Origin of the sequence: Kitasatospora sp. NBC_01250 (genome assembly GCF_036226465.1) — a bacterium.
GTDB lineage: Bacteria > Actinomycetota > Actinomycetes > Streptomycetales > Streptomycetaceae > Kitasatospora.
The window spans coordinates 1,521,394-1,548,116 of the sequence record NZ_CP108476.1; the positions used below are offsets into that span (position 1 = coordinate 1,521,394).

A 26,723-nucleotide genomic window follows, 5' to 3' on the forward strand; every position below is an offset into this window, starting at 1 on the left:
CGATCACGCCTCCAGGGCGGCCCGGGCGTCGATGAAGGCGGCCACCGCCCGCTCGACGTCCTCGGTGGAGTGCGCCGCCGACAGCTGGACCCGGATCCGGGCCTGGCCGTGCGGCACGACCGGGTACGAGAAACCGATCACGTACACGCCGCGCTCCAGCAGCAGCTCGGCGAGCCGGCCGGCCTTGGCCGCGTCGCCGATCATCACCGGCGCGATCGGGTGCTCGCCGGGCAGGATCTCGAAGCCGGCCTCGGTCATCTTCGAGCGGAACAGCGCGGTGTTCGCGGCGAGCTTCTCGCGCAGGTCGTGCGAGTTCTCGATCAGGTCGAGCACGGTCAGCGAGGCGGCCGCGATCACCGGGGCGAGCGAGTTGGAGAACAGGTACGGACGCGAGCGCTGGCGCAGCAGGGCGACGATCTCGCGACGGGCGGCGACGTAGCCGCCGGAGGCGCCGCCGAGCGCCTTGCCCAGGGTGCCGGTGATGATGTCGACCCGGTCCATCACACCGTGCAGCTCGGGGGTGCCGCGTCCGCCGGGGCCGGTGAAGCCGACCGCGTGCGAGTCGTCCACCATCACCATGGCGCCGTAGCGGTCCGCCAGGTCGCAGATCTCGGCCAGCGGGGCGAGGTAGCCGTCCATCGAGAAGACGCCGTCGGTGACGATCAGCCGGCGCCGGGCGTCCTGGGTCTCCTTCAGGCACTGCTCCAGCTCGGCCAGGTCGCGGTTGGCGTAGCGCTTGCGGGTGGCCTTGCACAGGCGGATGCCGTCGATGATGCTCGCGTGGTTGAGCGCGTCCGAGATGACGGCGTCGCGCTCGTCCAGCAGGGTCTCGAAGACACCGCCGTTGGCGTCGAAGCACGAGGAGTAGAGGATCGTGTCCTCCTGGCCGAGGAACGCCGACAGCCGCGCCTCCAGCTCCTTGTGCACGTCCTGGGTGCCGCAGATGAAGCGCACCGAGGCCATGCCGTAGCCCCAGCGGTCCAGCGCGTCCTTGGCGGCGGCGAGCACGTCGGGGTGGTCGGCCAGGCCCAGGTAGTTGTTGGCGCAGAAGTTGAGCACCTCGCCCGGGCGGCCACCGCCGGTGACGGTGACGGCGGCACTCTGCGGGGTGCCGATCACCCGCTCCGGCTTGAAGAGGCCCGCCTCGCGGATCTCGTCCAGGGTGACGGCGATGTCTTCGCGTACGGAGTCGAACACGGGGGCTCCTAGAAAGAGGTCCAGTCGAGAATGATCTTGCCGCAGCGACCACCGGCCGCCTCGTCGAACGCGGCCTCGAAGTCCTGCGCCGGGTACCGGCCGGTGATCACCGGGGTCAGGTCGAGCCCGCCCTCCAGCAGCACCGACATCGCGTACCAGGTCTCGAACATCTCGCGCCCGTAGATGCCCTTGATGGTGATCATCGAGGTGACCACCTTCGCCCAGTCGATCGCGAACTCCTCGGCGGGCAGGCCGAGCATGGCGATCTTGCCGCCGTGCGTCATGTTGTCGATCATCGAGCGCAGCGCCTCGGGGCGGCCGGACATCTCCAGGCCCACGTCGAAGCCCTCGCGCAGGCCGAGCTTCTGCTGGCCCTCCTCGATGGTGTGCTGCGAGACGTCCAGCGCCAGCGAGACGCCGACCTTGCGGGCCAGGTCCAGGCGGTACGGGCTGACGTCGGTGATCATCACGTGCCGGGCACCGGCGTGCTTGGCGACCGCGGCCGCCATGATGCCGATCGGGCCAGCGCCGGTGACCAGCACGTCCTCGCCGACCAGCGGGAAGGAGAGCGCGGTGTGCACGGCGTTGCCGAACGGGTCGAAGATCGCCGCCACGTCCAGGTCGACCGGCACCCGGTGCACCCAGACGTTGGAGGCGGGGAGCGCGACGTACTCGGCGAACGCGCCGTCCCGGTTGACGCCCAGGCCCACCGTGTTGCGGCACAGGTGGCGCCGCCCGGCCAGGCAGTTGCGGCACTTGCCGCAGACCAGGTGGCCCTCGCCGCTGACCAGGTCGCCGACGCTGACGTCGGTGACCGCCGGGCCGAGCGCCACGACCTCGCCGACGAACTCGTGGCCGATGGTCATCGGGGTGCGGATGGTCTGCTGCGCCCAGCCGTCCCACTTGCGGATGTGCAGGTCGGTGCCGCAGATGCCGGTGCGCAGCACCTTGATGAGCACGTCGGCGGGGCCGATCTCGGGCTCCGGGACGTCGGTCAGCCACAGTCCGGGCTCGGCCTGCTTCTTGACGAGTGCCTTCACGGCGGGGCTCCTGACGCGCGGGAGGGGAGATCGGGGGCAGAGCGCAAGACCAAAGACCTGAAGCCCGGCGACGGCGCCATTCCGTGCCGGGCACGGAGCAATCTGCCTGGTGGGAGGGGGTGTGGTCCATCGAGGAATTCTTAACGACGGCGACAGCAGGGCTTCACGATCGTGCCCGAGCTGGGTGGGGGCGGCCCGGCACCATGCCGGTCCTCACCCGTTCGGAGGATCACGGATGGTCGGAGATCGTTAGGCTCAAAGGCATGACGAACCCTCAGCGACGCACCCTGGCAGGCTTCCTGGCCGACGCGGCCCGCGGCCGGTTCCCGCCCCCGAACGGCGAGGTCACCATCGTGCCGCAGCCCGGACCGCGGACGGCGGGGGTGCTGTCGTTCAGCGCGCACGCGGTGGTCTTCACCGCCGAGGACCCGGCCTGGGTGCACACGGCCCTCGCCGAGGCGGTGGCCGAGCCGCTGGCCGCGCCGCTCTGCCCCGGATTCCTGACCGCCCTCGCCGGGCGCACCGGGCGCACCATCGGCAACGTGGACCTGCTGACGGTGGCCGGGCGGTTGCCCGGCCCGCCGCCGCTGCCGCTGGTGGAGATCGCGGACCTCGAACACCCCAGGGTCGTGCGGGCCCTGCGGTTCCGCGACGGGGTGCGGGTGTGGACGGTGCCGGGCGGGGTGCTGGTGCTCGGGGTGGGTGTGGCCGGGCGCTGGGAGGCGGCGGTCGAGGTGGACCCGCAGGCGACCGGGCGCGGGCTGGGGCGGGCGCTGGCGATCAGCGCCCGCCACCTGCTGCCCGAGGGCGAGGTGATCTGGGCCCAGCAGGCGCCGGGCAACGCGGCCAGCGTGCGGGCCTTCCAGGCGGCCGGCTACCGGCCGGTGGGGGCCGAGGTGCTGCTCAGCCGGCCGCGGTGAACGGTCAGTTGAACTTCGCCTTGCCCGGGCCGTCCTCGACGAAGCTGCGCATGCCGATCTCGCGGTCCTCGGTGGCGAACAGGCCCGCGAAGAGCGAGCGCTCCAGCGCGAGGCCGGTGTCCAGGTCGCTCTCCAGGCCGCGGTCCACCGCCTCCTTGGCCGCGCGCAGCGCCCAGGCCGGGCCGGCCGCGAGCTTGCCGGCCCAGGCCAGGGCGGCCTGGTAGACCTCCTCGGCCGGGACCACCTGGTCGACCAGCCCGATCCGCAGCGCCTCCTCGGCGCGGACCTGGCGGCCGGTGAAGATCAGGTCCTTCGCCTTGGCCGGGCCGACCAGCCGGGCCAGCCGCTGGGTGCCGCCGGCCCCCGGGATCAGACCGAGCAGGATCTCCGGCTGGCCGAGCTTGGCGTTCTCGGCAGCGATCCGGACGTCGGCGCAGAGCGCCAGCTCGCAGCCGCCGCCGAGCGCGTAGCCGGTGACCGCGGCCACCACCGGCTTGGGGATGCGGGCCACCGCGGTGAAGGCCTGCTGCAGCGCCGCGCCCCGCGCGACCATGTCGGTGTACGACATGCGCTGCATCTCCCTGATGTCCGCGCCCGCCGCGAACACCTTCTCGCCGCCCCAGATCACCACCGCGCGCACCTCGGGGCGCTCGGTGGCCTCCTGCGCGACCTCGCGCAGTTGGTCCTGCATGGCGATGTCCAGCGCGTTCATCGGCGGGCGGGCCAGTCGGATGGTGCCGACGGCGTCCGCGACCTCCAGGGTGACGAACCGTGACATGGCGGGGCCTCCAGATGAGTTAACGGCTGTGAACCCTTGACGATAGCGGCCCGGGCGCTGCTAGTCTGCGGCCATGTTCCTCTTCCGTGCGTAGCCTGCCCCGCCGACCGCACCCGTGACGTCAACCGGGTGCGACTGCTCGGCGTCCCCGCAGGCTTCGCCGACCCGGATCGATCTGAGTTGAGGAACTCCCATGTCTTCGTCCTCCTACCGGGCGTTGCTGCGCATACCCGGCGCCGCACCCGTCTTCGCCGCTGCCCTCGTCGGGCGGCTCTCCTACGGCACCGTCTCGCTCGCGCTGGTGCTGACGGTGCGCCACAGCACCGGCTCCTACACCGCCGTGGGCGCGGTGCTGGCCCTCTTCGGCCTGACCTGCGCCGCGCTGGCGCCGGTGCGCGCCGCACTGATCGACCGACACGGAGTGCGCCGGGTGCTGCCGGCGCTGAGCCTGCCGTACGGCGGGCTGCTGCTCGCGCTGACGCTGGTCCGCGGCGAGCCGGCGCTGCTGGCGCTGGCGGCCGCGGCCGGAGCCTGCGCTCCCCCGCTCGGGCCGGTGCTGCGCGCCCGCTGGAGTGAACTGCTGGGCCCGCACGGGCTGCTGGAACGCGCCTTCAGCCTGGACGCGGTGGCCGAGGAGCTGCTGTACGTCAGCGGGCCGCTGCTGGTCGGGCTGATCGGCGGCGCCCCGGGGCTGGTGCTGAGCGCGGTGCTGGTGATCGTCGGCGCGCTGGCGCTGGCCCGGCTCGCTCCGGCGCGGGTGACCGCCGCCGAGCCGCCGGGCGGGGCGCGCACGGCGCGGCGCGGCGGCGGGCGGCTGCGCGGGATCGGGCGACCGGTGGCGGTGGCCTGGGCGCTCGGGCTCGCGCTGGGCGGGCTCAGCCTGCTGCTGGTGGTCGCGGTCGGCGCCCGCGGGCAGGCGGGCGCGCTGGCCTGGCTGGAGGCGGCGCTGGCGGCGGGCAGCGCCGTGGGCGGTCTGGCGCACGGCGCGGTGCGCTGGCAGCGCCCGGTGGCGACCCGGCTGACCGCGACGGCGGCCGGGCTCGGCGGGCTGCTGACGCTGGCGGGCGTCGCGGTGGGCCTGGGCGGGCTGCTCGCGCTGGCGATGGCGGTGGCGGCGGTCGGACTGCTGGTGAGCCCGACCCTGGCCACGGCGTACGTGCTGGCGGACGAGCGGGCGGCGGCCGAGCACCGGACCAGGGCGGGGAGCTGGGTGAACACCGCTTTCAACGCCGGGTCGGCGCTGGGCACCGCGGCGGCCGGGCCGCTGGCGGGCCGGTGGCCGCTGCCGCTCTGCTTCGCCTGTGCGGCGGCACCGCTGGTGCTCGTCGCGCTCACTCCGGCGTGGCGCGGAAGGCGGGCGGCCCAGCGGGCAGCCGAACAGGGGGCGCCCACCGAACAGCCGACGCCGACCCAGCAGGTGGCACCGGCCGAGCAGGTGGAGCCCACCGAGCAGCTGGCACCGTCCCAGCAGGCGGCACTCGCCGAACAGCTGGCACCGTCCCAGCAGGCGGCACCCAGCGAACAGGCGGCACCCACCGAGCAGGCGGCACCCGCCCAGCAACCGGTGCCGACCCAGCAGCCGACGCCCGCCGACGAGCAACCGGTGCCCGCCCAGGTCTGAGGGCCGGGTCAGTCCAGCGGCGCCGTCACGCTCAGCGTGCGGACCGCGAAGTCGATCTGCTCCTCCGCCAGGTCCGCGCGGGCCGTCACGCGCAGCCGGGAGTAGCCGTCGGGCACGGACGGCGGGCGGAAGCAGCCCACCGCGAGTCCGGCGGCGCGGGAGGCCGCGGCCCAGGCCACCGCCTGCTCGGGGCCGGGCGCGCGGACCGAGACCACGGCCGCGTCCGGCTCGCTCGCCCGCAGGCCCGCGGCGGTCAGGCGGGCGGCCAGGGTGCGCGCGACCTCCCGGGCGCGCTCGGCGCGGGCCGGCTCGGCGCGCAGCAGGCGCAGCGCGGCCAGCGCCGCCCCGACCGCGGCGGGGGCGAGCCCGGTGTCGAAGATGAAGGTGCGCGCGGTCTCGACCAGGTGCCGGATCACCCGGCGGGGCCCGAGCACGACCCCGCCCTGGGAGCCGAGCGACTTGGAGAGGGTGGCGGTGGCCACCACGTCCGGCTCCCCCGCGAGCCCGGCGGCGGTCAGCGCGCCGCGCCCGCCGGTGCCCAGCACCCCGAGGCCGTGCGCGTCGTCCAGTAGCAGCGCGGCGCCGTGGGCCCGGGCGGCGTCGGCCAGCCCGGTCAGCGGGGCGGCGTTGCCGTCCACCGAGAAGACGGTGTCGCTGATCAGCAGCGCGCGCGGCTGGTGGCGCCCGGCGAGCGCGGCGGCGGCGGCCCCGGGGTCGGCGTGCGGGGCCCGGTGCACGTCCGCGCGCGACAGCCGGCAGCCGTCGATCAGCGAGGCGTGGTTGTAGGCGTCCGAGACGATCAGCGTGTCGGGGTCGGTGAGCGCGGTGAGCGCGGCCAGGTTGGCGGCGTAGCCGGAGGAGAAGACCAGGGCGGCCTCCACCCCGTAGAAGTCGGCCAGCTCGACTTCCAGCTCGGTGTGCAGCTCGGTGGTACCGGTGACCAGGCGGGATCCGGTGGCCCCGGCGCCCCAGCGCAGCGCGGCCTCGGCGGCGGCCCGGGTCACCTCGGGGTGGTGGGTCAGGCCGAGGTAGTCGTTGCTGGCCAGGTCGAGCACCGGGTCCTGGGCGGGCCGGTCGCGCAGCGTGCGGGTCAGGCCGGCGCGAGCGCGCAGCTCGGCGGCCTCGTCGAGCCAGTCGAAGACGACGGCGGGGGCGCTGGCCCTGGTGGCCGCGGCGGGGTGCTGGATCATGGGCGGCAGCCTGGCACGGCGGGCGGGAGGCAGGCAATGTGCGCCTTGGCACAAGGGCGCGGCGGGCGGCTGTGGGGTGGCGACAGCCACCCGGCGGACCCGATCTTTGCCCAGCCAGACGGGCAGCAGGCAAGATAGGGCGGGTGACCCTCCTTGATCTGATGCCCAGGCCCGCCGACGCCGACGCGTTGTACACCACCTTCGCCGCGTGGGCCGAGGAGCGGGGCATCACGCTCTACCCCGCTCAGGAGGAGGCGCTGATCGAGCTGTTCACCGGCGCGAACGTGATCCTGGCGACCCCCACCGGGTCCGGCAAGTCCCTGGTGGCGGCGGGCGCGCACTTCGCGGCGCTGGCGGAGGGCAAGCGGACCTTCTACACCGCCCCGATCAAGGCGCTGGTCTCGGAGAAGTTCTTCGACCTGTGCAAGATCTTCGGCACCGAGCAGGTCGGCATGATGACCGGCGACGCCAGTGTGAACCCGACCGCGCCGATCATCTGCTGCACCGCCGAGGTGCTGGCGAACATCGCGCTGCGCGACGGCGACCGGGCCGACATCGGCCAGGTGGTGATGGACGAGTTCCACTTCTACGCCGAGCCGGACCGCGGCTGGGCCTGGCAGATCCCGATCCTGGAGCTGCCGCAGGTGCAGTTCCTGCTGATGTCCGCGACGCTCGGCGACGTGCGCCGGTTCGAGGAGGACCTGACCCGGCGCACCGGGCGCGCCACCACCGTGGTGCGCTCCGTGACCCGTCCGGTGCCGCTCTTCTACGAGTACAAGCGCACCACCCTGCACGACACCCTGGAGGAGTTGCTGACGACCGGCCAGGCGCCGGTCTACGTCGTGCACTTCACCCAGAAGGAGGCGGTGGAGCGGGCCCAGTCGCTGATGAGCATCAACATGTGCTCGAAGGCGGAGAAGGACGCGATCGCCGCGCTCATCGGCAACTTCCGCTTCACCACCAAGTTCGGCCGCAACCTGTCGCGCTTCGTGCGCCACGGCATCGGCGTGCACCACGCGGGGATGCTGCCCAAGTACCGTCGGCTGGTCGAACGCCTGGCCCAGGCAGGCCTGTTGAAGGTGATCTGCGGCACCGACACGCTGGGCGTGGGCGTCAACGTGCCGATCCGCACGGTGCTGTTCACCGCACTGTCCAAGTACGACGGGGTCAAGGTGCGGGTGCTGCGGGCCCGCGAGTTCCACCAGATCGCCGGGCGGGCCGGGCGGGCCGGCTTCGACACGGTGGGCCAGGTGGTGGCTCAGGCGCCCGAGCACGTGGTGGAGAACGACAAGGCGCTCGCCAAGGCCGGCGACGACCCGAAGAAGAAGCGCAAGGTGGTGCGCAAGAAGGCGCCGGAAGGTTTCGTCGGCTGGACCGAGGAGACCTTCGAGCGCCTGATCGCCGCCGAGCCCGAGCCGCTGGTCTCCCGTTTCCGGGTCAGCCACGCGATGCTGCTCGCGGTGATCGGCCGCCCGGGCAACGCCTTCGAGGCGATGCGCAAGCTGCTCACCGACAACCACGAGGACCGCTCCGCCCAGCGCCGGCACATCCGCTCGACGATCGCCATCTACCGTTCGCTGCTGGCCGGCGGCGTGGTGGAGCGGCTGGCCGAGCCGGACGCCGAGGGCCGGATCGTGCGCCTGACCGTCGACCTGCAGGAGAACTTCGCGCTCAACCAGCCGCTGTCCACCTTCGCGCTGGCCTCCTTCGAGCTGCTCGACACCGAGTCGCCCAGCTACGCGATGGACGTGGTCTCGGTGGTCGAGGCGACCCTGGACGACCCGCGCCAGATCCTGGCCGCGCAGCAGAACAAGGCGCGCGGCGAGGCGATCGGGGAGATGAAGCGCGACGGGATCGAGTACGAGGAGCGGATGGAGCGCCTGCAGGAGGTGACCTATCCCAAGCCGCTGGAGGAGCTGCTCAACCACGCCTACGAGGTGTACCGGCAGGCCCACCCGTGGATCGGCGACTACCAGCTGCAGCCCAAGTCGGTGGTGCGCGACCTGTACGAGCGCGCCATGAACTTCACCGACTACGTCGGCCACTACGACCTGGCCCGCACCGAGGGCATCGTGCTGCGCTACCTGGCCGGCGCCTACAAGGCGCTGGAGCAGACCGTCCCCGAGGACAGCAAGACCGAGGCGCTCAAGGACGTGATCGCCTGGCTGGGCGAGCTGGTCCGCCAGGTCGACTCCAGCCTGCTGGACGAGTGGGAGCAACTCGCCAACCCCACCGAGGAGGACGAGGACGAGCGCGAGGTGGAGAGCCGGCCGCTGCCGGTCACCGCCAACGCGCGCGCCTTCCGGGTGCTGGTGCGCAACGAGATGTTCCGCCGGGTGGAGCTGTGCTCGCTCGAGAACTACCGCGAACTCGGCGAGCTGGACAGCGAGGACGGCTGGGACGCGGACCGCTGGGCGGACGCGATGGACGCCTACTACGAGGAGCACGACGACCTCGGCACCGGCCCCGACGCCCGCGGTCCACGGATGCTGCTGATCGAGGAGGACGAGGCGGACGGCAGCTGGCGGGTGCGGCAGATCTTCGACGACCCGGCGGGTGACCACGACTGGGGCATCAGCGCCGTCGTCGACCTGTTCGGCTCGGACGCCGAGGGGCGGGCCGTGCTGCGGGTCACCGCGGTCGACCGGCTGGGCTGAGGCCGCAACGCCGAAGCGGGGACCGACGGATCGTCGGTCCCCGCTTCGGCGTTGCCCGGTCGGCTGCTGCCCGGCCGGCTGTCGGCCGGTCAGCGGTCGGCCGGTCAGCTCCAGATGAAGGCGGCGTCCACCGTGTAGGAGGCCGCATGGGTGGCCTGGTCGAGATCCTGCTGGTCCTGGGGCGTGACCGGGCTGTGCCCGTCCACGAAGCGGGAGCTGGTCACCGTGACGTAGTGCCGCACCGACTCCACCTTGGGCGGCTGGTCGGCCGCCTTGGCGGGGGCACCCGGCAAGGCGACGGTCGAGGGACCACCGGGTGACGGGGAGACCGCGGCGCCGGGCGAGGCGGTGGCGGCGAAGGTGCCGTCCGCCTGCACCCACCGTGCCACGCTGCCCTGTCCGCGCATCAGCTGGGCCACCTTGGCACTGGCCTGGTCGCTGGGGAACCGCAGCACCGTCGAGCTGGTCACCACCTTGCCGTCCTGGCGGCTGAACTCGACCGCCAGATAGCCCTGGCAGTTCTGGTCCTTCAGGACGTTCTGGGCCGCGTCCTGCAGGGCCTGCGCGCAGTCCGGCCCCTGCCGGGCGCCCGCGAGCCGGCCCTTGTAGGCCTCCAAGTCTATCGGCCGGGCGGCCGGGAAGAGGCTGTTGACGTCGAACGGGTTGGGGTTCTCCGAGGAGGCCGGCAACGGGCCGCCGACCACCGACGGGGAGGGGAGGTTCTTGCTGGAGGGGCCAAGCCCCGGCAGCCAGTCGCCGGGGTGCGGCGAGGAGACGATCCAGCCGCCCGCACCGAGTGCGACCACCGTGACGGACCCGACCAGCAGACGCCTCGGATTGCCGAGCACACCGCTTCTGACCCGGCTCGGCGCGTCATCGGAGTCGACGGGTATCGGGTGGGAGTCCCCCTGGGTGGTCATGGCGAGATTCTAAGCAACCGCTCGACCACCCGGAGCAGCGGGGATCCGTCAGAAGCACGGCAGGCGGCCGGAGCTGACGGTGCGCGGGACGAGGCGGCGCGCACGACGCCCAGGAGGTGGTGAGCGGCCGGCCTCACCGCCGGGCCCGCTCCCAGCCGCCGGCCAGGAAACCCGCAGCCCACGGGCGTGTGATCGGGGACGAACGATCCGGCTTGGCGGCACTGTGACAACTCGCACACCCGCACGGCGATCTTCTGGCCGATTCGCTATGGCGCCGCTTGAGGTCGTCCGGGCAGGATCAGCTCCATGGATCTGCTCGACACCCTCATCGCCAAAGGCCTGAACCGCGAGCTCCCCACCCGGGAGGAGGCCCTGGCCGTGCTGGCCACCACCGACGACCAACTCCTCGACGTGGTCGCCGCCGCCGGTCGGGTGCGCCAGCAGTGGTTCGGCCGCCGGGTCAAGCTCAACTACCTGGTCAACCTGAAGAGCGGCCTGTGCCCCGAGGACTGCTCGTACTGTTCGCAGCGCCTGGGCGCCGACACGGGCATCCTCAAGTACACCTGGCTGAAGCCGGATCAGGCCGCCGAGGCCGCCACCGCCGGTGTCCAGGGCGGCGCCAAGCGGGTCTGCCTGGTGGCCAGCGGGCGGGGCCCGACGGACCGGGACATCGACCGGGTCACCAACACCATCGCGGCGATCAAGGAGCAGGAACCGGCCGTCGAGATCTGCGCCTGCCTGGGCCTGCTCTCCGACAACCAGGCCGAGCGGCTGCGGGCGGCCGGCGTGGACGCCTACAACCACAACCTGAACACCTCCGAGAGCACCTACGGCGAGATCACCACCACCCACACCTACGCGGACCGGGTGGACACCGTGCAGAAGGCGCACGGCGCGGGCCTGTCGGCCTGCTCCGGCCTGATCGCGGGCATGGGCGAGACCCCCGAGGACCTGGTCGACGTGGTCTTCGCGCTGCGCGAGCTGGGCTCGGACTCGGTGCCGGTCAACTTCCTGATCCCGTTCGAGGGCACCCCGCTGGCCAAGGAGTGGCACCTCACGCCGCAGCACTGCCTGCGGATCCTGGCGATGGTCCGCTTCGTCCACCCGGACTCCGAGGTGCGGATCGCCGGCGGACGCGAGCTGCACCTGCGCACCCTGCAGCCGCTGGGCCTGCACATCGCCAACTCGATCTTCCTGGGCGACTACCTGACCAGCGAGGGCCAGGCCGGCCAGGCCGACCTCGACATGATCAAGGACGCGGGCTTCGAGGTCGAGGGCCAGGGCGAGCAGACCCTGCCCCGCCACCGGTCCGAGCTGGCCGAGCAGGCCGGCGGCTGCGGCGGGCACGGCGCGGCGGGCGGCTGCGGCGGGCACGAGGCGGCGGCTGCGGGCGGCGGCTGCGGCGGTCACGGTCAGGCGGCGGGCGGCGGCTGCGGGCCGTGCGGCGAGGCCGCGCCGGAGGCTGCCGCGACCGGCCAGGCCGAGCAGACCGAGCAGGCCGAGCAGCCCCGGACCGAGAACGAGAACGAGCTCCGCTCCGACCTGGTGCGGGTCCGACTGCGCGGCGCGGGCACCGAGCTCGCCCCGAACGCCTGAGGCTGCCGTGATGGACACCTCGACCCTGCTCGCCCTGGACCGGGCGCACGTCTGGCACCCCTACGGACCGATGCCCGGCACCCAGACACCCCTCGTGGTGGAGTCGGCCGCGGGCGTACGCCTGCGGCTGGCCGAACCGGCGGGCGGACACCGCGAGTTGGTGGACGGGATGTCCTCCTGGTGGGCGGCGGTGCACGGCTACAACCACCCGGTGCTCAACGACGCGATCCGCGAGCAGCTGGGCCGGATGAGCCACGTGATGTTCGGCGGGCTCACCCACGAGCCCGCCGTCCGGCTGGCCGAGACACTGGTGGCGATCACCCCCGAGCCGCTGCAGCACGTCTTCCTGGCCGACTCCGGCTCGGTGGCGGTCGAGGTCGCGATGAAGATGTGCCTGCAGTACTGGCAGTCGATCGGGCGGCCCGGCAAGCAGCGGCTGCTCACCTGGCGCGGCGGCTACCACGGTGACACCTTCCACCCGATGTCGGTCTGCGACCCCGAGGGCGGGATGCACCAGCTGTGGGGCGGCGTGCTGCCCCGCCAGCTCTTCGCCGCCGAGCCGCCGGCCGGCTTCGACGCCGAGGTCGACCCCGGCTACGCGGCCGAGCTGGCCGAGCTGATCGAACGCAACGCCGGGGAACTGGCCGCCGTGATCGTGGAGCCGGTCGTGCAGGGCGCCGGCGGGATGCGCTTCCACTCCCCCGGCTATCTGCGGCTGCTGCGCGAACTGTGCGACCGGCACGACGTGTTGCTGATCTTCGACGAGATCGCCACCGGCTTCGGGCGCAGCGGCGCGCTGTTCGCCGCCGACCACGCGGGCATCAGCCCCGACGTGATGTGCCTGGGCAAGGCGCTGACCGGCGGCTACCTGACGATGGCCGCCGCCCTGTGCACCGGCAGGGTCGCCGAGGGGATCAGCCGGGGCGAGGTGCCGGTGCTCGCGCACGGGCCGACGTTCATGGGCAACCCGCTGGCGGCGGCCGTGGCGAACGCCTCGATCGGCCTGCTGCTCGGCCAGGACTGGCAGCGGGAGGTCAAGCGGATCGAGACCGGGCTGCAGGAGGGCCTGGCAGCGGCCCGCGAGACGCCCGGCGTCGCGGACGTGCGGGTGCTCGGGGCGATCGGCGTGGTCCAGCTCGACCACCCGGTCGATGTCCGGGCGGCCACCGAGGCCGCGGCCCGCGAGGGCGTGTGGCTGCGGCCGTTCCGCGATCTGATCTACACCATGCCACCGTACGTCACGGGCGAGGAGGACCTCGCCCGGATCGGTGCGGCGGTGCGCGCGGCGGCGGTGGCGGGATGAACCGGCACGGCGACCGGCGGGACAAGGGACGACGGATGAACGAGGTGGGTCAGTGAGTCGGGTGCTGTTCGTGACCGGGACCGGGACCGAGGTCGGCAAGACCGCGGTGACGGCGGCGGTGGCCGCGCTCGCGGTGCGTGCCGGCTTGAGCACCGCGGTGCTCAAGCCGGGCCAGACCGGCGTGACTCCGGACGAGCCCGGGGACGCACAGGAGGTGGCCCGGCTGGTCGGTACCGACGCGCCGCTGACCATCCGCGAGCTGGTCCGCTACCCCGAGCCGCTCTCCCCGGAGCGGGCCGCGCTGCGCTCCGGGCAGCCTTTCGTGACGGTTCCTCAGTTCCTTGCGGTGATCGATGAGTTGACCGCCTCCCATGACCTGGTGCTGGTCGAGGGAGCCGGCGGCCTGCTGGTCCGCTACGACGCCGACGGCCTGACCCTGGCCGACCTGGCGCAGGCCGTGGACGGCGCCGAGCTGCTCCTGGTGGCGGCGCCGGGCCTGGGCACGCTCAACACCACCACCCTGACCGCCGAGGCGCTGCGGGCCCGCAAGCTGGCCATCGCCGGTGTGGTGGTGGGCAGTTGGCCCAGCGAGCCAGACCTGGCCACCCGCTGCAACGTCATCGACCTGCCGATCGCCGCCGGTGCCCCGCTGCTCGGCGCGCTGCCGACCGGTGCGCCCCGGGCGGCGGACTTCACCGGGCTGGCAGCCGCCGGCCTGGCGCCGGCCCTCGGCGGGCAGTGGGATGCGGCGGCCTTCACGGCGGCCCAGGCGTAGCGGACGCCCTCGTGCTCCTGCTGCACTACGCCCCCAAGGGCTTGACCCAGCGGCGCCACTGCTCCTCGCGCTGGTAGCCGGCCGCCTGCCAGGTCCGTCGGCCCAGCTCGTTGCGCTCCAGCACCATCGCGTCCGCCCGTCGGCCGCCGAGCGCCGTGAAGCGCCGCTCGGCCGCCGCCAGCAGCGCGGCGCCGATGCCCCGGCGACGCTGGTCCGGGTCGACCGCGAGCCGGTAGAGGCTGGCACGCCAGCCGTCCCAGCCCGCGATCACCGTGCCGACCAGCACGCCCTCGCGCTCGGCGACGATCAGCGCCTCGGGGTCGCGCTCGATCAGCCGGGCCACGCCGGCCGGGTCGTCGCTGATGCTGGTGCCCTCGGCCGCTCGCGCCCAGAAGGCGAGCAGCGCGGGGATCTCGGGGGTGGTGGCAGGACGGGTCGTCAGCTCGCTCATCGGACCGTCCTACCAGCTGCCGCCGGGCCGGCTCCGGGAATTCCACTGGTCGGACGGCCGCCCGGACCGGGCACTCGGGCCGGGCACTCGGGCCGGACAACCGCTCGGGCCGAGCCCCCGCTCAGGCCGAGCGCTCCGAGAGCCGCCACACCGTGGTGCGTTTGACCGCGCTGTCCTCCAGGTCGGCCAGCACCGGCACCTCGTACTCGGCGACGGCGGTGAAGCGTTCGCGCGGCAGGTAGGCCCGCCCCGGGTCGCCGACCAGCACCAGCGCGCCGCGGGCGTGCGCGCGCTCCAGGAAGGGCAGGAAGCGGGCCGCCATCGCGCGCTCGTAGAAGACGTCACCGGCCAGCACCACCTCGGCCGGCGCCCCGTCCCCGTCCAGCAGGTCCGCGCACTCGGCCTCGATCCGCACCCCGTTGGCCGCGGCGTTGAGCCCGATCGCCGCCACCGCGTAGGCGTCGATCTCGGCGGCCCGCACGGTACGCGCCCCGCTGTGCGCCGCCGCCACCCCCACCAGCCCCGACCCGGCCGCCAGGTCGAGCACCGACCGGCCGGCCACCGCCTGCGGGTGGTCCAGCACATAGCGGGCGACCCCGAGTCCGCCCGCCCAGGCGAAGGCCCAGAACGGCGGCGGCAGTCCGACCCGGCCACGCGCCGACTCGGTCCGCTCCCACAGCGCGATCGCCTCCTGCGCCGTGTACAGGCTGATCTCCGGGACGAACGGGAGGGCCCCGAGCCGCGTCTGCGCGCGCACGAACTCCTCGTTCACGTCCGCGGCGGGCGGGTCCGGGCACTGAGCCGGCGGGCTGACGAGATCGGACATGGTGCATTCCTCTGCTCGTGGCGTGCGTGCACTTGTAGCGTGTGGTGGTTGAGCAGACCCTAGTGCACATCGCCGGGGTTCCCCCCGCACGGCCTGACATCCCGTCAGTCACGGCCTGGGCCGTGTCTCACAATTCCCGCCAGGCGCGCGACGCCGGCCCGCAGCGTCAGCTGCTGATGTCGCTGCCCGCCTGGACGCACCGGCGAATCATCCAAGTACGACCCAGTACGAGGACGCTTCGCCGGCACGCCCAGCCGGGCGCCACCCAGCCGCCAGGCTGGGTGGTGGGGGTACCTCCCGGCCGAAGGCTGGGGGAGCCGCGCGCTGATCCGACGCGAATTGTGAGACACGGCCTAGGTCAACTTTCGATACCGAACCAGTCATGAGCTGCGCATTTGCTCGCGACCAGGATGCCCCGCGGGTACGATCCGGCTGACGCCCTCCGGCGTGCGGTGCTCCTCGCGACGCCGCCGGACGGCCCGTGCCGCGGAGCAACGGAGCTCACCGTGCACTTGTCACCGCGCGCCACCTGCAGTCGCGCGAACGCGGAAAGGCAGCGACTTGGCGGATCGGCTCACCGGAGGGGACTCCTCGCTGCTGCGTCGGATCAACGCCGCGGTCACCCTGCGCGCGCTGCGCGACGGGCAGGCCGTCACGCTGACCCAGCTGGTCGGCGACACCGGGCTGTCCCGGCCGACCGTCGAGGGTGTGATCGAGGGCCTGATGGAGTCCGGCCTGGTCGCCGAGGTGGACCAGGCCCAGGAGAGCGGTCGCCAGCGCGGCCGCCCGGCCCGCTGGTTCCGCTTCCGTGCCGAGGCCGGGCACATCCTGGGCGTCGAGATCGGCGTCCACGTCGTCCGCGTCGTGCTGGCCGACCTGACCGGCCGCCAGATCGGCACCTTCGCGCGCCTGGTCGACGAGACGCTCGACGCCGAGGAGCGCCTGGGCGCCGCCCGCGCGGCCGTCGCCGAGGTGCTGCGCAAGGCCGGCGTCTCCCGCGACAACCTGTGGGCGGTCGGGGTGGGCACCCCCGGCATCGTGGACCGCGACGGCTCGGTGCGCCTGGGCACCGCGATGCCCGGCTGGACCGGCCTGGACCTCGGCGCCCGGCTGCGCCGCTCGTTCCGCTGCCCCGTCCTGATCGAGAACGACGCCAACCTGGCCGCCATCGCCGAGCACTGGCAGGGCGCGGCGGTCGGCATGGGCGACGTGGTCTTCGTGCTGGCCGGCCTGAGCCCCGGCGCCGGGTCACTGATCAACGGACGGCTGCACCGCGGCTTCGGCGGCGCGGCCGGCGAGATCGGCGCGCTGCACCTGCTCGGCCAGGAGGCCACCCCCGAGCGCCTGCTCTCCACCGGCGCCAAACCGCTGGACCCGCTGGACGAGGCGGCGGTGGCCCGGGTGCTGGCCCTGGCCCGGGCGGGCGACGCGGTGGCCCAGGTGGCGATGGACCGCTTCCTGCAGCGCCTGGTGCACGACGTCGCGGCCCTGGTGCTGGCGATCGACCCGCAGTTGGTGGTGATCGGCGGCTGGGCGGCCGGGCTGGACGACGTGCTCTCGCCGCTGCGCGAGCAACTCGCGCTCTACTGCCTGCGGGCGCCGGAGGTGGCGCTCTCCACGCTGGGCGAGGACGTGGTGGCGCTGGGAGCGCTGCGGGTGGCGCTGGACCAGGTCGAGGAGCAGCTCTTCGCGGTGGACCAGCCGACCTCCCGCAGCTGACCGGCGACCGAGAGCCTGACACGACCGAGGGCCGGACCCCTTCCTGGGAGGTCCGGCCCTCAGGCCTTCTTATCGGTCTTCGCGGTTCAGGAGGCGGTGCGCACCGGAGCCACCGGGGTGACCTCGACCAGGCCGGTCTCACCGAAGGTCAGCCGGCAGGTGTCGGCGCGGTAGGTCGAGACCGCGAGCGCGGCCAGCCGACCGCCCGAGGCGTACTGGGTGGTGACCACCAGGACCGGCGTGCCCGGCGGGCGCTGGAGCAGCGCGCCCTCCTCGGCCTCGGCCACGCCGAGCTCCACGGCCCGCGACTCGCCCTCCACGGTGAGCCGCTCCAGCCGGCGCAGCACCGAACGGGCCTGGTCCTCGCCCTCCGCCGGCGCACCCGACAGCCGGATCTCGGGCAGCTGGGCCAGCACCGACTCCGGCACGTGCAGCGACTCGGTGGCCACCGTCTGCCCCTGCTCGACCCGCACCCGGCGCACCGTGTGCACCGTCTCGCCCACCGGGACGCCCAGCGCCTTGGCCAGCTTCTCGGCCGCGGCGGCGCTCACGCAGTCCACCGTCTGCCAGGACTGCTCGCGGCTGCTGCCCGGCCAGCCCTCCTCGCGCCGGCTCACCGGCACGCCCACCCGCGGGGCGGCGACCAGGGTGCCGATACCGCGGCGGCGGACCAGGCGGCCCTCCAGCTCCAGCTGGTCCAGGGCCTGGCGCAGGGTGGCCCGGGCCACGCCGAAGCGGGCGGCGAGCTCACGCTCGTTGGGGATCACCTCACCGGTGGAGAACTCCGAGTCGATGGCGCGCAGCAGCACCGTGCGCAGGTGCCAGTACTTCGGCTCCGGTACCGCCGCGAGCTGAGCTGTCCCCACCGTGTCCTCCACCCTGGCCCGCGGTCGGCCGCTGTGGACGGGACCGCCGGCATCCTGAAGGACAGGGTGCGCCCCGGCCGCACCGGCGCGTATCGCCAGGTAGGGGCGCGGACTTTATCCGTCCTTCTTTATTAAAGGTCTTTGCAGTAAGCGACCCTAGGCTGCCCGCCGGGAGATGGTCAAGACCAATGACAAGCCTTGACGAGCCCGAAACACCCAGCAAACTCCCAGGCATCACAGCGCACACCCGCCGCACCCCGCGCACCCCTCCCGCAGGCCGCCGTGGCCCCTGCCGTCCGCCCGGTAGGCTGCCCGGGTGACTGTGGTAACGACTGTGAATGTGAACGGGATTCGGGCCGCCGCGAAGAAGGGCTTCCTGGAATGGCTCGCCGCCACCGAGGCGGACGTGCTCTGCCTGCAGGAGGTGCGCGCCGAGAGCGGCCAACTGCCGCCCGAGCTGCGCGAGCTGCCGGGCTGGCACGCCGTCTGGGCCTCGTCCGCGGCGAAGGGCCGGGCCGGCGTCGCGGTCCTGTCCCGCACCGAACCGCAGCGCACCCAGGTCGGGTTCGGCTCGGCGGAGTTCGACGGCACCGGCCGGTACGTGGAGATCGACCTGCCCGGACTCACCGTCGCCAGCCTCTACCTGCCCTCCGGCGAGGTCGGCACCGAGCGCCAGGACGAGAAGGAACGCTTCATGGCGGAGTTCCTCGTCCACCTCACCGGCCTGCGCGCCCGGGCCGCCGCCGACGGCCGCGAGGTGGTGGTCTGCGGCGACTGGAACATCGCCCACCAGGAGGCCGACCTCAAGAACTGGAAGGCCAACCAGAAGTCCGCCGGCTTCCTGCCCGAGGAGCGCGCCTGGCTCGGCCGCGTCCTGGACGAGGCCGGCTACGTCGACGTGGTCCGCCGCCTCCACCCCGACCAGGCGGGCCCCTACAGCTGGTGGTCCTACCGCGGCCGCGCCTTCGACAACGACTCGGGCTGGCGGATCGACTACCACATCACCACCCCGGGCCTGGCCGACCGCGCCACCACCGCCCTGGTCGAGCGCGCCGCCACCCACGCCGAGCGGTGGTCGGACCACGCACCGGTCACGGTCGCGTACGACATCTGATGGACCCGAGCGAGCGTCCCGGCCCCGTGCGCTTCAACCTGCTGGGGCCGGTGCACGTCACCCTCCCGGACGGCGAGGTGGTGTTGCCCTCGGGCGGTCCGCGCGCGGTGCTGGTGATGCTGCTGGTGAACGCGAACCGGGTCGTGTCGGCGGAGCAACTGGCGTCGGCGGTGTGGGGCGAGGACCGTCCGTCCACCGCCACCGCCATCGCGTCGCTGCGCAACCACGTCCTGCGCCTGCGCCGGATGCTCGGTGACGACACGGGGCTGCGGCTGCGAACCGTGGCGCCGGGCTATCTCATCAGGACGGATCCCGGTGAGCTGGACGTGGAGGAGTTCGTCGAGGGGTGCCGGCTCGGCGCGGAGCAGTTGCGCGCGGGTGAGGCCTCGGCGGCGCGGCGGACGCTGAGCACCGCACTGGACCTGTGGCGCGGCGAGCCGTTCACCGACCTGCCACCGTGTGTCGACGGCGCCGCGCGGGCCCACCAGCTCGACGAGACCCGCATGAACGCGTGGCAGGACCGTGTCGGCGCGGACCTGAGGCTGGGACGGCACCGGGAGCTGGTCGCCGAACTCCGCGGGCTCACCCGGGCCCACCCGCTGCGGGAGGCGCTGCACGGGCAGCTGATGCTGGCGCTGTACGGTGCCGACCGCCAGGCCGAAGCCCTCGCGGTCTACCAGGACCTGCGCAAGCGGCTGGTCGCGGAACTCGGGGTCGAGCCCTCGGCGCAGGTCGCGGATCTCCAGCTCCGGATCCTCGCCGCGGACCCCTCGCTGCTCGACCCGGCGGAGCAGTCCGAGAGCGGCGGGACGGCACCGGGCCGGACCGCGGGCACCGGACGCCGCGGCAGCAGGCCGGGCGCCGGGGCCGCGACGACCGCGAATGCCCCGGCCGGGTACGCGCCCCGCAACAGCCTCCCGCGGGACGTGGCCGACTTCACCGGCCGCGGCCCGGAAACGGACCGCCTGTTGGCAGCCGCGGCCGCCCCGGCGACCAGCGCCGTCGTGATTTCCGCGATCGACGGGATGGCCGGGGTCGGCAAGACCGCGCTGGCCGTCCACGTCGCCCACGCCCTGGCCGACCGGTACGCCGACGGCCAGGTCTTCATCGACCTGCACGGCTTCACCCCGGGCCAGACCCCGCTGGAGCCCGGCGCCGCGTTGGCCCGGCTGCTGCGCGCCGTCGGGGTGAGCGAGGACGCCCTTCCCGCGGATCCCGAGGAGCGTGCACTGCTGTGGCGCAGCGTCGCCGCCGACCGCCGCCTCCTGATCGTCCTGGACAACGCCGTCGACGCCGCACAGGTCCGGCTCCTGCTCCCCGGATCCCCCGGCTGCCTGGTCCTCGTCACGTCGCGGCGCCGGATGCCCGCTCTCGCCGGAGCCGGCGCGCTCTCGCTGGACGTCCTCGAACCGGGCACGGCTGTCGCCCTGTTCGGCCAGATCTGCGGCCCGGACCGGATCGTCGGCCAGGAGGACGCCGTCGCCGAGATCGTCAGGCTCTGCGGCCACCTGCCCCTCGCCATCCGCATCACCGCCGCGCGCCTGGCGCACCGTGGCACCTGGACCCCCTCCCACCTGCTCGCCCGGCTCCGCGACCGGATCAGCCTGCCCACCGAGCTCCGGACGCAGGACCAGAGCGTCGCCGCGGCCTTCGCCGTGTCCTACGACGCCCTGGCCCCCGACCAGCAGCGGCTCTTCCGCCTCGCGGGACTGCACCCCGGCGACGACTTCTCCGCGTACGCCCTGGCGGCCCTCGCCGATCTGCCGCTGACCGGGACCGAGGACCTCGTCGAGGAACTCCACGACCACCACCTGCTCATCGAGCGGTCCCCCGGCCGCTACACGTTCCACGACCTGCTGCGCCAGCACGCCCGCGGTCTCGCCCGGTCCGAGGAAACCGACGCCACCGGGCGGGCCGCGCTGGAACGGCTCTTCGACTACTACGGCCACACCGCCGCGGCAGCGGCGGACGTCCTCTACCCCCACGAGTCGCACCGGCGCCCGCATCCCCCGAAACCCGCCACGCCCACCGACCCGCTGCACGGCGAGGAGAGCGCGCGCAACTGGCTCGACACCGAGCTGACCAACCTGATCGCCGCCGGCACGCACCCCGTCGCCGCCGCCACACAGCACAGCAGCGACCTCTCCGCGATCCTCGCCCGCTATCTGGACCACTACGGCCACTACGGCAAGTCCCTGACCCTCCACACCGCGGCCACCGAATCCACCACGGTCACGGGCGACTTGGCCGGTCACGCCACCGCCCAGACGAACCTGGCGGGGTCGTACTGGCTGCTGGGCCGCTACCCGGAGGCCATCGAGTGCTTCCAGGCCGCGCTCCTCGACTTCCGGAACCTCGCGGACCAGGCCGGAGAGCGCCGGGTGCTGACCAACCTCGGCGCGACCTACGCCCAGCTGGGTCGCCACGAGGAAGCGATCGACCACTTCACGTGGGCGATGGCCGCCTACGGAGCGGCGGGCGACCGCGCGGGCCAGGTGATCGTGCTGAACAACCTCGGCGCGGTCTGCGAGCGGACGGAGAACTTCGAGCAGGCGGCGCAGTACCACCGTCAGGCCCTCGAACTGGCCCGGGAGGTCGGCGATCACGTCACCGAGGGAAGGGCCCTGGCCAACCTCGGCATGACGCTGCACCACCTCGGCCAGCCCGCCGAGGCCGCACGGGTGCTGCACCAGGCCCTGGCGATGGCCACCAGAGCCGGCGACCGGACTCGCCAGATCTTCGCACTCAACGGCCTCGGCGACGTCGAACGCGCGACCGACCCCGCCCAGGCTCTCGCCCGCCACCACCAGGCCCGCGAGATCTGCGCCGCGATCGGCGACCGGTTCTCACTGGCGGCCTGTCACCTGCGCATCGGCGACGACCACCAGGCGATGGGCGACCCCGGCCTGGCCCGGGAGCACTGGGAGCAGAGCGCCGAGCTGTACACCGAACTGAAGGCGACCTCCCAACTCGAAACGGTCCGCACCCGCCTCGGCGGACCGTGACCCCGCACCGCGAGGGCACGGCCGACCACCGGTTGACAGCGCTTCCGCAACCGGTTGACAGAGCTGGTGTGTGCGGGAAAGCTGACCTCAGCAGCTGAAATGAATGGCGCAGGCTCGACTTCCCACGTCGCTCCCTCCCGCCACCGCGCTGCTCAGGTGCCTGGGGGAAGTCGTGACGCGTACTCAGAAAGCCTTGCCGGCACGACCGGTCGGCGATGCCGCCGAGCTGGTCGCCGCCGTCCGCTCGCTGCTGGCGGCCGACGCCGGGGGCGGCGTCGTGCTGCACGGGCCGCCGGGGGTGGGCAAGAGCTGGCTCGCGCAGGCGGTCGCCGCCGACTGGCGGCGCACCGGCGGGCTGGTGGTCGTCGCGGCCACCCGGGGCCCGGTCACGGAGTCGAGCGCCCTGTTGCGCCACCGGGCCGACCCGTTGTCCCCGCCCGGCGCCGAGCAGCTGGTGCTGCTGGACGGGATCGACGCACTGGATCCCGAGCTGGGCCGCGCAGCCCTGGCCGCGGCGCGGACCGGGGGCGTCCGGGTGCTGGCCACCGCGCGCCGTCGCGCGGCGGCACCCGGCCTGACCGGCTGCCCGGTCGCCCCGCTCGCGGTGCCCGCCGACTGCTCGGGGGTGGCGCTGCAGGAGTTCTGCCAGGTCCCCTCGGTCCAGCTCTACGCCTCCCACGTACGGGAGTTGAACCCGGACTTCCGGATCGATCGGCACAATCAGCACCAGATCGCCCAGACCTGCGTGGACCTGCGCGGCGTCCCCGGCGCACTCGTGCTGGCGGCCCGGGTGGCGGGGCTGGAGGGCCCCGAGGTCCTCACCGCGATACTGGAGCGGCGCGCCGGGCCCGAGGGCCCCGAACTCGTCCGGCTGCTCAACGCCTACCGGCGGGGCCGGCCGAGCGGGCCGGTCCCGCAGCTCACCGCGGCCGGACGCCGGCTGCTCGCCCACGCGGTGCTGTTCACCGGCGGGTTCGGCGCGGAGGCGCTGCGCCAGGTGACCGGCGTGCCGGTGGAGGAGTTCACCGTGGCGCTGCAGACCCTGGTCGACGCGCAGTTGCTCGCACTCTCGGGGCTGCCGTCCGGGCGGCTCAGCGGCCTGACCCGGGTGCGCCTGCACCTGCCGCTCGACGTCCCCGCCCAGCCGCCGCCCGATCCGCGCGAGCCCGGCTTCGACCGGCCTGCGGCGCGCCTGGCCCACGCCCGCTACTACGCGCGGCTGGCCCGGGCCGGCGCGCGGCGGATCGAGGAGGGTGCCCAGCAGAGCGGGCTGGCCGCACTGCACTGCGAGGAGCGCAACATCCGCACCGCGCTCGACACCCTGCTCGGCGCGGGACCGGCCGGCGAGGCGCTCGACCTGATCGAGGACACCCGGGGCTACGCCGATGCCACCGGGATCGAGCTCGCGACGGCCGGGCAGCTGCGCGCCCTCGCCGCCGCGTGCCCGCCGGGCGAGCAGGACCGGCTGGCCCTGCTGCTCGCCGAGGCCTGCCTGCAGGCGGGCGAGGCCGACGGCCTGCAGGCGCTGCTCGACCAGGCGGTGGCGACCGGAGCGCCGACCGGTCCGCACGGCGCGCGCTGGCAACGCCTCTGCGCGGTGCGCGAGTTCTGGCACGACACTGCCGCCGGCTCGGCCCTGCTGGAGCGCGCTGCGGAGCAGGCGCTGCAGTGCGCACGGCGGGACGGCGCCGCCGGCGGAGCGGAACGGGGTGCCGCGCGGATCCGGCTGGAGGCGGCCCTGGCCCGGTTCCTGAGCGGCGACAGCGCCGGGGCCGTCGAGGCGGTCCGCCGCGCCCTGCCGGACGCGCTGCGCCGACAGGACGTCGTGGGCGCGGGCGGCGCCCTGCTCCACCTGAGCCTCTTCCTGGCGGCCACGGGCGACTCGGCCGCCGCCCAGGACTGCCACCAACGGGCGATGGCGAACCTGCGCACCCTCGGCGCGCCCGCCGTCCTCGGCGCGTTCCTCACGATCGCGGCGAGTCCGCTGCTGTCGGCCGCCGAGGTGCGGGCGCGCGGCGCCGTCCGGGTGCTGGCGGGCTTCCACGCCGGCCGGGAGGCCTGCCTGGGCACGCCCACCGAGCCCGACCTGGCGGTCAGCCGGATCGAGCGCCGCTACCGTCCCATGCTCAGCGAGCGGGAGTTCGACGAGGCGCAGCGCGCCGGGGCAGCCGTCCCGTTGCCGCTGCTGCTGGCCGAACTGGCCGTCCAGTACCGCCGAACGGCCGACCGGCCGGCACCGGCCGCACACCCCGCCATCGCCGTCCAGGGCCAGAAGGCCGCTGGCAGCGATGTTCTGACACTGCGTCAGCATCAGGTGGCGCTGCTGGTGGCGGACGGCCTGGGCAACCGCCAGATCGCCCGCCAACTGCTCATCTCGGAATGGACGGTGGTGAACCACATGCGGGAGATCATGAAGCGGCTCGGCTGCGGTTCCCGGGCCCAGGTGGCGCGCTGGGTTCACACCGGCGAGCCGAGCGGTCCCGCCGCCCGCGCCGACCCACCGCTCTGGCCCGCCACCAGCGCGCGGTAGCCCAGGCAGTCGGCCACCAACCGGTCGTGCGTGCCGATGCCGTGGACCCGGCCGTCCTGGAGGAAGACGATCTGATCGGCGTGCCGGACGGTGGACAGGCGGTGCGCGACCACCACCACCGCGCGGTCGGCGGCCAGCCGGTCGACCGCCTGCCGCAGCAACTGCTCGTTCACGCCGTCGAGCTGGGAGCTCGGCTCGTCCAGCAGCAGCACCTCGGCCTCGGAGAGCAGCGCCCGGGCCAGCGCCAGCCGCTGGCGCTGGCCACCGGAGAGGTCGACGGCGCCGGCGAGCCGGGTGTCCAGGCCCTGTGGCAGCGCGGCGATCTGCTCCGCCAGTCCGACCTGGGCGAGCGCGCTGCACAACTCGCCATCGGTGCGTCCGCCCTGACGGCCCAGCAGCAGATTCTCCCGGACGCTCGCCTCCAGCAGGGTGAACTCCTGGTCGACGTAGGCGATCCGGCGGCGCAGCACGTCCAGCGGCCACTCGGCGAGGTCGACGCCGTGCAGTTCCGCGGTGCCCCGCTCCGGCGGCAACAGCCGCTCCAGCATGGCGAGGACGGTCGACTTGCCGGCCCCCGAGGGCCCCACCAGTGCGGTCAGGCCGCGCTGGGCGACCTCGAAGCTGACGCCGTGCAGCACCCGCTCGCCACCGTAGCCGCCGGCCAGGTTGCTCAGCCGCAGGGCAGGGGCGTGCCGGTCCGGGTCCGGTTCCTGGGCCGGGCCCGGCTCCTCGGCCGGCAGGTCCAGCACCTCCTGGACCCGGCTCCGCGCCGCCAGGCCGGTCTGCAGCCGGCCGAAACCGGTGGCCAGCACCGTGAGCGGGGTGACCAGCTGGAACAGGTACATCATGAAGGCCACGAAGTCCGCCGCACTGAGGCTGCCCGAGGCCAGCCGGGCGCCGCTGCCGGCCAGCACCCCGACGATCGCGATCTGCTGGCCCAGGCCCATCACCGGGGTGATGAACGCCAACCGCCGGTCGGCCGCCACGGCGGCGTCGGTCGCGGCGGTGGCCGTGCCCGTCACCTGGTCGCCGATCGGCCCCTCGGCGCGGTTGGCCTTGACCGCGGCCAGCGCCCCGAGCGCCGAGTTGAAGCCCTGCGCCAGCGCACCCAGTGCCTCCTGCTGGGCCAGTGACCCCCGGCGCGCGCTGCGCACGAAGACCGCGATCACGCTGCCCGCCACCGCGAAGGTGGCGACCACGATGAGCAGCAGCACCGGATCGAGCAGCCCCATGACGACCAGCGTCAGGACGGCCGTGATCGCCGAGGCGGGCAGCGCGGTGATGCCCACGTCGAGCATGGTGCGCAGCTGCGCGGTGTCGGCGGTGACCCGGTTGGTGAGGTCCCCCGCGCCGATCCGGCGCACGTCCAGCACCGGCATCCGCAGCACGTGCCGCATCAGCCGCCCCCGGGTCTCCAGCACGGTCAGCTCGCCGATCCGGCCCAGCACGAAGGAGCCCCAGGCGGCGGCCAGCGCGGCGACGAGTGCGAGCACCACGAGCGCCAGCGCGTCGGACGCGGCCGATCGATGCTGCCCGAGGTCCTGGACCAGGTTGCGCACCGTCAGCGGAACGGTCAGCGAGGCGGCCACCGAGGCCAGCAGCAGAACGAACGCGAGGCCGACCTGCACACCGTGGCGGCGCAGCACGGCACGCAGCGGGCTCACCCCTGGCGTGCCGCCGGCAGCAGCAGCGGACATCGGACTCCTTCGGTAGGCGGGAGCGGCCGGAGGGCCCAGGTTAGGGAGCCCGCCCGGCCGCCGGCCATGACAGGAATCCGCCTGGCAGGGCGCCGGATCTGCCACCGGCTGCTGCCAGTTTCCTGCTCTGGCCGCGGCCATCGGCCCCTTGGTCTCCTGAAGGCGGCACGCCGGAGCGACCGGCGGCCGTCACCGAAGATCCTGAAGGAGGTAGCACCCATGAAGAAGGACGTCATCAAGGGCGACAAGCTGTCCGCCGCCGAGCCGCACATCAAGATGCCGCCGATCGGAGTCACCGTTCGGATCCCGATCACGCTCCGCGCCCTCACGCCGGCCTGATGAGCTGACCCGGGCAACCACCGCCGGTCGTCCCGGGCACCGCTGCCGGGACGGCCGGCCGTCCCGGCGCAAGGAGTCCGGACGCAAGAAGTCCGGACGCAGGAAGTCCGGACGCAGGAAGCCCGGCGAAGGAACTCCCGGCGCAAGAAGTCCCGGCGACGCAAGAGGTCCCGACGCAG

19 protein-coding genes are annotated in these 26,723 nt (G+C 73.9%); 10 read left to right on the forward strand and 9 right to left on the reverse strand.

Going from position 1 to position 26,723, the window contains the following annotated elements; all coding sequences use genetic code 11:
• Window positions 1-3: 3 nt before the first annotated feature.
• Together OG500_RS06820 and tdh are read right to left on the reverse strand one after the other, a co-directional pair.
• On the reverse strand, window positions 4-1,197 hold the full coding sequence (locus tag OG500_RS06820) for a glycine C-acetyltransferase (RefSeq protein ID WP_327065489.1): 1,194 nt from the start codon (window positions 1,195-1,197) through the stop codon (window positions 4-6).
• An 8-nt stretch (window positions 1,198-1,205) separates the two neighbouring features.
• Window positions 1,206-2,237 carry an L-threonine 3-dehydrogenase gene (gene tdh, locus OG500_RS06825; protein ID WP_327065490.1) on the reverse strand — a complete coding sequence of 344 codons (1,032 nt, stop codon included), beginning with the start codon at window positions 2,235-2,237 and terminating at the stop codon, window positions 1,206-1,208.
• Between the two features lie 263 nt (window positions 2,238-2,500).
• On the opposite strand from tdh, the gene OG500_RS06830 reads away from it, so the two are divergent.
• On the forward strand, window positions 2,501-3,157 hold the full coding sequence (locus OG500_RS06830; RefSeq protein ID WP_329577702.1) for a GNAT family N-acetyltransferase: 657 nt from the start codon (window positions 2,501-2,503) through the stop codon (window positions 3,155-3,157).
• Between the two features lie 4 nt (window positions 3,158-3,161).
• Here the strand turns inward: OG500_RS06830 and OG500_RS06835 are convergent, their stop codons facing one another.
• Entirely contained in the window at window positions 3,162-3,935 is a 774-nt protein-coding gene (locus OG500_RS06835) for an enoyl-CoA hydratase/isomerase family protein (RefSeq protein WP_329577705.1), read from the reverse strand.
• 193 nt (window positions 3,936-4,128) lie between these two features.
• Between OG500_RS06835 and OG500_RS06840 the strand changes: the two genes are divergently transcribed.
• Window positions 4,129-5,556 carry an MFS transporter gene (locus OG500_RS06840; protein ID WP_329577708.1) on the forward strand — a complete coding sequence of 476 codons (1,428 nt, stop codon included), beginning with the start codon at window positions 4,129-4,131 and terminating at the stop codon, window positions 5,554-5,556.
• Between the two features lie 8 nt (window positions 5,557-5,564).
• On the opposite strand, the gene OG500_RS06845 is transcribed toward OG500_RS06840, so the two are convergent.
• Window positions 5,565-6,746, reverse strand: a complete 1,182-nt coding sequence (locus OG500_RS06845; protein ID WP_329577711.1) for an 8-amino-7-oxononanoate synthase — start codon at window positions 6,744-6,746, stop codon at window positions 5,565-5,567.
• Between the two features lie 161 nt (window positions 6,747-6,907).
• On the opposite strand from OG500_RS06845, the gene OG500_RS06850 reads away from it, so the two are divergent.
• A complete protein-coding gene (locus OG500_RS06850) occupies window positions 6,908-9,403 on the forward strand; it encodes a DEAD/DEAH box helicase (RefSeq protein ID WP_442907125.1) in 2,496 nt (831 codons plus the stop codon).
• A 104-nt stretch (window positions 9,404-9,507) separates the two neighbouring features.
• Here OG500_RS06850 and OG500_RS06855 read toward each other — a convergent pair whose 3' ends face one another.
• Window positions 9,508-10,323 carry a hypothetical protein gene (locus OG500_RS06855; protein WP_329577717.1) on the reverse strand — a complete coding sequence of 272 codons (816 nt, stop codon included), beginning with the start codon at window positions 10,321-10,323 and terminating at the stop codon, window positions 9,508-9,510.
• A gap of 306 nt (window positions 10,324-10,629) precedes the next feature.
• On the opposite strand from OG500_RS06855, the gene bioB reads away from it, so the two are divergent.
• The 3 genes from bioB to bioD are packed head-to-tail and all read left to right on the forward strand — an operon-like array spanning window position 10,630 to window position 13,997.
• Complete coding sequence (gene bioB, locus OG500_RS06860) at window positions 10,630-11,919, forward strand: biotin synthase BioB (protein ID WP_329577720.1); 1,290 nt, start codon at window positions 10,630-10,632, stop codon at window positions 11,917-11,919.
• Window positions 11,920-11,929: 10 nt separating this feature from the next.
• Window positions 11,930-13,222 (forward strand): adenosylmethionine--8-amino-7-oxononanoate transaminase, encoded by a 1,293-nt coding sequence (locus OG500_RS06865; protein WP_329577723.1) that lies wholly within the window; start codon window positions 11,930-11,932, stop codon window positions 13,220-13,222.
• Between the two features lie 52 nt (window positions 13,223-13,274).
• The gene (bioD, locus tag OG500_RS06870; protein ID WP_329577726.1) at window positions 13,275-13,997 is read left to right on the forward strand and encodes a dethiobiotin synthase; all 723 of its coding nucleotides are present in this window, start codon (window positions 13,275-13,277) and stop codon (window positions 13,995-13,997) included.
• 25 nt (window positions 13,998-14,022) lie between these two features.
• Here the strand turns inward: bioD and OG500_RS06875 are convergent, their stop codons facing one another.
• Together OG500_RS06875 and OG500_RS06880 are read right to left on the reverse strand one after the other, a co-directional pair.
• Window positions 14,023-14,448, reverse strand: a complete 426-nt coding sequence (locus tag OG500_RS06875; RefSeq protein ID WP_329577729.1) for a GNAT family N-acetyltransferase — start codon at window positions 14,446-14,448, stop codon at window positions 14,023-14,025.
• 121 nt (window positions 14,449-14,569) lie between these two features.
• On the reverse strand, window positions 14,570-15,274 hold the full coding sequence (locus OG500_RS06880; RefSeq protein ID WP_327065501.1) for a class I SAM-dependent methyltransferase: 705 nt from the start codon (window positions 15,272-15,274) through the stop codon (window positions 14,570-14,572).
• A gap of 561 nt (window positions 15,275-15,835) precedes the next feature.
• Between OG500_RS06880 and OG500_RS06885 the strand changes: the two genes are divergently transcribed.
• Window positions 15,836-16,993: an ROK family protein gene (locus tag OG500_RS06885; protein WP_327065502.1), complete on the forward strand. Its 1,158-nt coding sequence runs from the start codon at window positions 15,836-15,838 to the stop codon at window positions 16,991-16,993.
• A gap of 86 nt (window positions 16,994-17,079) precedes the next feature.
• Here OG500_RS06885 and OG500_RS06890 read toward each other — a convergent pair whose 3' ends face one another.
• The gene (locus OG500_RS06890; RefSeq protein WP_327065503.1) at window positions 17,080-17,859 is read right to left on the reverse strand and encodes a GntR family transcriptional regulator; all 780 of its coding nucleotides are present in this window, start codon (window positions 17,857-17,859) and stop codon (window positions 17,080-17,082) included.
• Window positions 17,860-18,175: 316 nt separating this feature from the next.
• On the opposite strand from OG500_RS06890, the gene OG500_RS06895 reads away from it, so the two are divergent.
• The 3 genes from OG500_RS06895 (at window position 18,176) to OG500_RS06905 (ending at window position 24,508) form a co-directional block, all read left to right on the forward strand.
• Complete coding sequence (locus OG500_RS06895) at window positions 18,176-18,973, forward strand: exodeoxyribonuclease III (RefSeq protein ID WP_327065504.1); 798 nt, start codon at window positions 18,176-18,178, stop codon at window positions 18,971-18,973.
• Window positions 18,973-21,978, forward strand: a complete 3,006-nt coding sequence (locus tag OG500_RS06900) for an AfsR/SARP family transcriptional regulator (RefSeq protein ID WP_329577735.1) — start codon at window positions 18,973-18,975, stop codon at window positions 21,976-21,978. The genes OG500_RS06895 and OG500_RS06900 overlap by 1 nt, the downstream gene beginning before the upstream one ends.
• Before the next feature lie 193 nt (window positions 21,979-22,171).
• Window positions 22,172-24,508, forward strand: a complete 2,337-nt coding sequence (locus OG500_RS06905) for a LuxR C-terminal-related transcriptional regulator (RefSeq protein ID WP_329577738.1) — start codon at window positions 22,172-22,174, stop codon at window positions 24,506-24,508.
• Here the strand turns inward: OG500_RS06905 and OG500_RS06910 are convergent.
• The gene (locus OG500_RS06910) at window positions 24,436-26,205 is read right to left on the reverse strand and encodes an ABC transporter ATP-binding protein (protein ID WP_327065507.1); all 1,770 of its coding nucleotides are present in this window, start codon (window positions 26,203-26,205) and stop codon (window positions 24,436-24,438) included. The genes OG500_RS06905 and OG500_RS06910 overlap by 73 nt on opposite strands.
• Window positions 26,206-26,723 lie beyond the last annotated feature (518 nt).

Coding starts and splice junctions, on each gene's coding strand:
- OG500_RS06830 (WP_329577702.1), top strand. CDS start 2,501: ATGACGAACCCTCAGCGACGCACCCTGGCAGGCTTCCTGGCCGACGCG.
- OG500_RS06835 (WP_329577705.1), bottom strand. CDS start 3,935: ATGTCACGGTTCGTCACCCTGGAGGTCGCGGACGCCGTCGGCACCATC.
- OG500_RS06840 (WP_329577708.1), top strand. CDS start 4,129: ATGTCTTCGTCCTCCTACCGGGCGTTGCTGCGCATACCCGGCGCCGCA.
- OG500_RS06845 (WP_329577711.1), bottom strand. CDS start 6,746: ATGATCCAGCACCCCGCCGCGGCCACCAGGGCCAGCGCCCCCGCCGTC.
- OG500_RS06850 (WP_442907125.1), top strand. CDS start 6,908: ATGCCCAGGCCCGCCGACGCCGACGCGTTGTACACCACCTTCGCCGCG.
- OG500_RS06855 (WP_329577717.1), bottom strand. CDS start 10,323: ATGACCACCCAGGGGGACTCCCACCCGATACCCGTCGACTCCGATGAC.
- bioB (WP_329577720.1), top strand. CDS start 10,630: ATGGATCTGCTCGACACCCTCATCGCCAAAGGCCTGAACCGCGAGCTC.
- OG500_RS06865 (WP_329577723.1), top strand. CDS start 11,930: ATGGACACCTCGACCCTGCTCGCCCTGGACCGGGCGCACGTCTGGCAC.
- OG500_RS06875 (WP_329577729.1), bottom strand. CDS start 14,448: ATGAGCGAGCTGACGACCCGTCCTGCCACCACCCCCGAGATCCCCGCG.
- OG500_RS06880 (WP_327065501.1), bottom strand. CDS start 15,274: ATGTCCGATCTCGTCAGCCCGCCGGCTCAGTGCCCGGACCCGCCCGCC.
- OG500_RS06900 (WP_329577735.1), top strand. CDS start 18,973: ATGGACCCGAGCGAGCGTCCCGGCCCCGTGCGCTTCAACCTGCTGGGG.
- OG500_RS06910 (WP_327065507.1), bottom strand. CDS start 26,205: ATGTCCGCTGCTGCTGCCGGCGGCACGCCAGGGGTGAGCCCGCTGCGT.